Source organism: Saccharopolyspora sp. NPDC002686, assembly GCF_040295745.1.
Taxonomy (GTDB): Bacteria; Actinomycetota; Actinomycetes; order Mycobacteriales; family Pseudonocardiaceae; genus Saccharopolyspora; species Saccharopolyspora oryzae.
Map to the genome: position 1 here is coordinate 1 of NZ_JBEOVY010000494.1, position 4,373 is coordinate 4,373.

General features: G+C 70.2%; 5 protein-coding genes. All 5 read left to right on the forward strand.

Annotation, left to right across the window (positions count from 1 at the left end):
- Positions 1-223: 223 nt before the first annotated feature.
- The 5 genes from ABTZ89_RS36230 (at position 224) to ABTZ89_RS36250 (ending at position 4,268) form a co-directional block, all read left to right on the forward strand.
- Positions 224-661 (forward strand): fluoride efflux transporter FluC, encoded by a 438-nt coding sequence (locus tag ABTZ89_RS36230; RefSeq protein ID WP_270953502.1) that lies wholly within the window; start codon positions 224-226, stop codon positions 659-661.
- 6 nt (positions 662-667) lie between these two features.
- Positions 668-1,009 carry a DUF190 domain-containing protein gene (locus ABTZ89_RS36235; protein ID WP_211841224.1) on the forward strand — a complete coding sequence of 114 codons (342 nt, stop codon included), beginning with the start codon at positions 668-670 and terminating at the stop codon, positions 1,007-1,009.
- Positions 1,006-1,380 carry a fluoride efflux transporter CrcB gene (gene crcB, locus ABTZ89_RS36240; RefSeq protein WP_351053493.1) on the forward strand — a complete coding sequence of 125 codons (375 nt, stop codon included), beginning with the start codon at positions 1,006-1,008 and terminating at the stop codon, positions 1,378-1,380. Before ABTZ89_RS36235 ends, crcB begins: the two co-directional genes overlap by 4 nt.
- Positions 1,381-1,448: 68 nt before the next feature.
- Entirely contained in the window at positions 1,449-1,796 is a 348-nt protein-coding gene (locus ABTZ89_RS36245; protein ID WP_270953499.1) for a cupin domain-containing protein, read from the forward strand.
- A gap of 171 nt (positions 1,797-1,967) precedes the next feature.
- Positions 1,968-4,268, forward strand: coding sequence for a LuxR C-terminal-related transcriptional regulator (locus tag ABTZ89_RS36250; protein WP_351053496.1), 2,301 nt, complete (start codon positions 1,968-1,970; stop codon positions 4,266-4,268).
- Positions 4,269-4,373 lie beyond the last annotated feature (105 nt).

Consider the following 4,373-nt stretch of genomic DNA (forward strand, 5'->3'; position numbering starts at 1 on the left):
GGCCTGAAGAATGATCTTGTGGTGAGACCTTCTTCTACCAGGACCCCACGCCCACATCTCTCCAGGCCACCGGCCATCCCCATTCCACTGAGATCACCTCAATGGAAATCGGACGTCGAAATTCCATTGAAATTGCGGGGAGGACACCGTGTGGACGGCGGAGTCCGGTGGGCGGTGGCCCGGTACCGTTCCCAGCACAGGTCGAGAACGTGCTGGAGGGGTCATGGGATCGGCTTTCCCCGCGGAGCTGCGCCGGGCGCGCAAGCCGCGGACGCTGCCTCCCCTGGACGTGCTCGCGGTGGTCGCCGCGGGCGGTGCGCTCGGCTCGCTGCTGCGCTACGGCGCCTACCTGACCTGGCCAGGACCCTTCTCGACGTTCCTGGTCAACGTGATCGGCTGCGTGGCCATCGGCGTGCTGATGTTCGTGATCACAGAGCTGGTCACCGCGCACCGCCTGGTCCGGCCGTTCCTCGGCGTCGGCGTGCTGGGCGGCTTCACGACGTTCTCCACCTACGTCGCCGACGCGGTGCACCTGGTGGCCGGGGGACAGCCCGCGTTCGCCCTGGTCTACCTGGCCGGGACGGTGCTGAGCTGCTTGCTCGCGGTCGCCGTCGGACTGCTCGCTGCGCGTTCGGCGGCCCGCGCGTTCGGGAGGGGATGATCGGTGGTGCGACTTCGAGGACAGGCCGTCCGGCTCACCGCGATCTTCGGTGAAACCGACACCTACCAGCACAAACCGCTCTACCACGAGATCGTGCGCCGGGCCAGGGAAGCCGGGTTGGCGGGGGCTTCGGTGTTCCGCGGCGTGGAGGGATTCGGGGCGTCCTCGGCGATCCACACCGCGCGGTTGCTGTCGTTGAGCGAGGACATGCCGATCGCGGTGGTGATCGTCGACGACGAGCAGCGGGTGCGCGACTTCCTGCCCGAGCTCGACGAGCTGGTCACCGAGGGGTTGGTGCTGCTCGACGAGGTCGAGGTGATCCGCTACGCCGGACGGGAGCAGCGGTGACCTTCGTGCTCGTCGCGATCGGCGGCGCGTTCGGCGCCTGCCTGCGCTTCCTCACCGACCGCTGGGTGCAGGCGCGCCACGACACCGGGTTCCCGTGGGGCACCCTGACGGCCAATTCGATCGGCTCGCTGGTCCTCGGGATCCTCACCGGCGCCGCGCTGTTCGGCCTGCAGCTCCCGGAGCTCCAGGCGTTGATCGGCGTCGGCTTCTGCGGCGCGCTGACCACGTTCAGCACCTTCGGCTACGAAAGCGTCCGGCTCCTCGCCGACGGCGCGCGGCTGTACGCGGTGCTCAACGTCCTCGGAACGGTCCTGGCCGGCATCGGCTCCGGCGTCCTCGGCGTGGTGCTGGCCGCCGCGTTCTGGACTTGACAGGCCTGGTCGCGCTGCTCCTCCCCTGCGGCGGCGGGAGAATCGGGGCACCCGTGAGAGGGGGTCCGATGAGCGACACCACGATCATCAAGGTGGACGGTTCGCACTCGCCACGCGGTTCCCAGGGGCAGTACTACCTCGCCGAAGGTGTCAGCCTGGCGATGCGGCTGTGGCGCGAGGAACCACCCGGTCTGGAGAAGGAAGCGGCCGCTCGGGACTACGAGACCGTCGGCTACGTGATCAGCGGCCGGGCCGAGCTGCACAGCGAAGGCCAGGTCGTGCTGCTGGAGCCCGGGGATTCGTGGATCATCCCGAAGGGCGCCAAGCACCACTACGAGATCATCGAGGAGTTCACCGCCGTGGAGGCCACTCACCCGCCGGCCCAGGTCCACGGCCGCGACGACAAACCCGCCTGACGGTCGAGACCACCGCGCCCGTACTGAGTCCCGGGGCCTGAGATATCGCGTTCCTGCTGTTCAGCGGCGTCGGCTTCGTCGCGGTCGGGGCGGCTCTCATCGGGTGACCGGGGTCTCTGCAGGCCTACACTCGGACACGCCAAATTGTTCAGGTGAGTGCGGGTGGTCTCGATGGCAACCCGGCGGGTGGGCAGGCTGCCCGACGAGCTGACGAGCTTCGTCGGGCGTCGCGGAGCGATCACGCAGGTCAAAAGGCTGCTGTCGACGTCCCGGCTGGTGACCCTCACCGGGGTCGCCGGGGTCGGCAAGTCCCGGTTGGCCACCCGCGTCGCGCGCGACCTGCGCCGCGCCTTCCCCGACGGCGTCTGGCTGGTGTCGCTCGCCGAGGTCCCGGCCACCCGCGATCTCGCGCAAGTGCTGGTCAGCGGCCTCGGTCTGCGCAGCTCACCACCCGATTCGGCCGAGGACCTGCTGGCCGAGCAGCTGGCCGACAAGCGGATGCTGATCATCCTGGACGGCTGCGAGCACCTGCTGGAGGCGTGCGGACCGCTGGTCGGCCAGCTGCTGGCGACCTCTCCTGAACTGCGCGTCCTGGTCACCTCGCGGGCCCCGCTGGCCATCGCCGGCGAGCAGGTGTGGCCGGTGCCGCCGCTGCTGATGCCGCGGCTGGATTCGCAGGACCGGGTCGTGCAGCGGGCTGTCGGCCACGAGGCGCTGGAGCTGTTCGCCGACCGGGCGTCCGCGGTGCTGCCGGACTTCTCCATCGGACCCGACAACGAGGCCGAGGTGGTCCGGCTGTGCCAGCAGCTGGACGGGTTGCCGCTGGCGATCGAGCTGGCCGCGGTGTGGATGCGGTCGCTGTCGGTGTCGGAGATCCTGGCCCGGCTCAGCGACCGGTACCGGCTGCTGACCTGGGGCGATCGCAGCGCGGCGCCGCACCACCAGTCGCTGCGGGCGGCGATCGAGTGGAGCTACGACCTGTGCTCGCCGGTGGAGCAGGCGGTGTGGGCGCGGCTCTCGGTGTTCGCCGACGGCTTCGAGCTGGAGGCGGCCGAGGCGGTGTGCGTCGGGGACGGCGTCACCGTGGAGGACGTCTTCGTCGGAGTGGCCGGCCTGGTCGAGAAGTCCGTGCTGGTCAAGGAGGATCCGCCGGACGCGCGCACCCGCTACCGGCTGCTGCGGACGATCCAGGAGTACGGCCGGGAACGGCTCGGCGGCGGCACCAAGGAACTCGTGCTGCGCCGTCGCCACCGCGACCACTTCCTGCTGCTGGCCGAGCGCGTCGACGCCGAGTGGCTCGGGCCGGACCAGGTGGAGTGGCTGGCTCGGCTGCGGCTGGACCGGGCGAACCTGCGCAGCGCGATGGAGTTCTGCTGCACCGAGCCCGGCGAAACCGACGAAGCCCTGCGCATGGTGGCAGCGCTGCGGTTCTTCTGGCTGGCCAGCGGCGCTCTCCGCGAAGGCATCTCGTGGCTGGGCGAAGCCCTGCAGGTCTCCCCCGGGCCGAGTCCGCAGCGGGCCCGCGCCCTGCTGGTGAACGCGCTGGTCAGCGGCTGGCACGGGGATTCCGACGCGGCCTCGGACCTGCTGGCCGAGGCGCAGGGGATGGCCCACGAGGTGCGGGCCGATGCGGTGCTGCGACTGGTCCCGCAAACCGCTGGATTCATCGATCTGCTCCGAGGCCACCACGACTCCGCGATGGCCCGGTTCGCCGAGGCGCTCGAGGAGGAGGAAGTCCTGCGCCACGACGGGCTCGCGATGGTCAGCATGTCGTGCCTGGCGGTGCTGCAGATCTCCGATGGCGAGCTCCAGCGCGCGGTCGACCTGTGCGAGCGGTGCCTGGAGATCTGCGAGGAGCACGGCGAGCAGTGGGCGCGGTCGTGGTGCGAGCTGGTGCTGGGACTGGCCCGCTGGCGGCAGGGCGACCTCGACAACGCCGTCTCCCACCTGCACGAATGCCTGCGGATCAAGCAGCTCTTCGGCGATGTGCTCGGCGAGCTGCTGGCGGTCGAGATCGAGTCGTGGGTGGCGGCTGCGCAGGGCCGGGCGGCCCGGTCCGCGCAGCTGAGCGCGGCGGTGAACCGGTTGTGGCAACCGGTGGGCAGCTACCTGTTCGGGCTGCGCCCGTACGCGGTCTGGCACGCGGAAACCGAGGCGAAGATCCGGAACGCGCTGCCCACCGCGGAACTTCGCTCCGCGCGGAAGCGGGGCGCGGAGTCCACGCTGGACGAGCTGATCGAGTTCGCGCTGGGCGAGCGCCACGCGGCCCCGGCGGCGGATGCGCCGGTCCGGCTGACGCCGCGCGAACGCGAAGTGGCGCGGCTGGTGGCGCAGGGCTTGTCGAACCGCCAGATCGCCGAGCAGCTGGTGATCTCCAAGCGGACCTCGGACAGCCACCTCGAGCACATCATGTCCAAGCTCGGCGTCACCTCCCGCGCCCAGATCGCGGTCTGGGTCGCCGAACAACCATGACCCGAGCAGCCCTCACGTCCTCGGCGTGTCGTGCCCCGACACGCCGATGATCCGCAATTTCAATGGAAATCGGACGTCCGATTTCCATTGAAATTGCGGATCCAC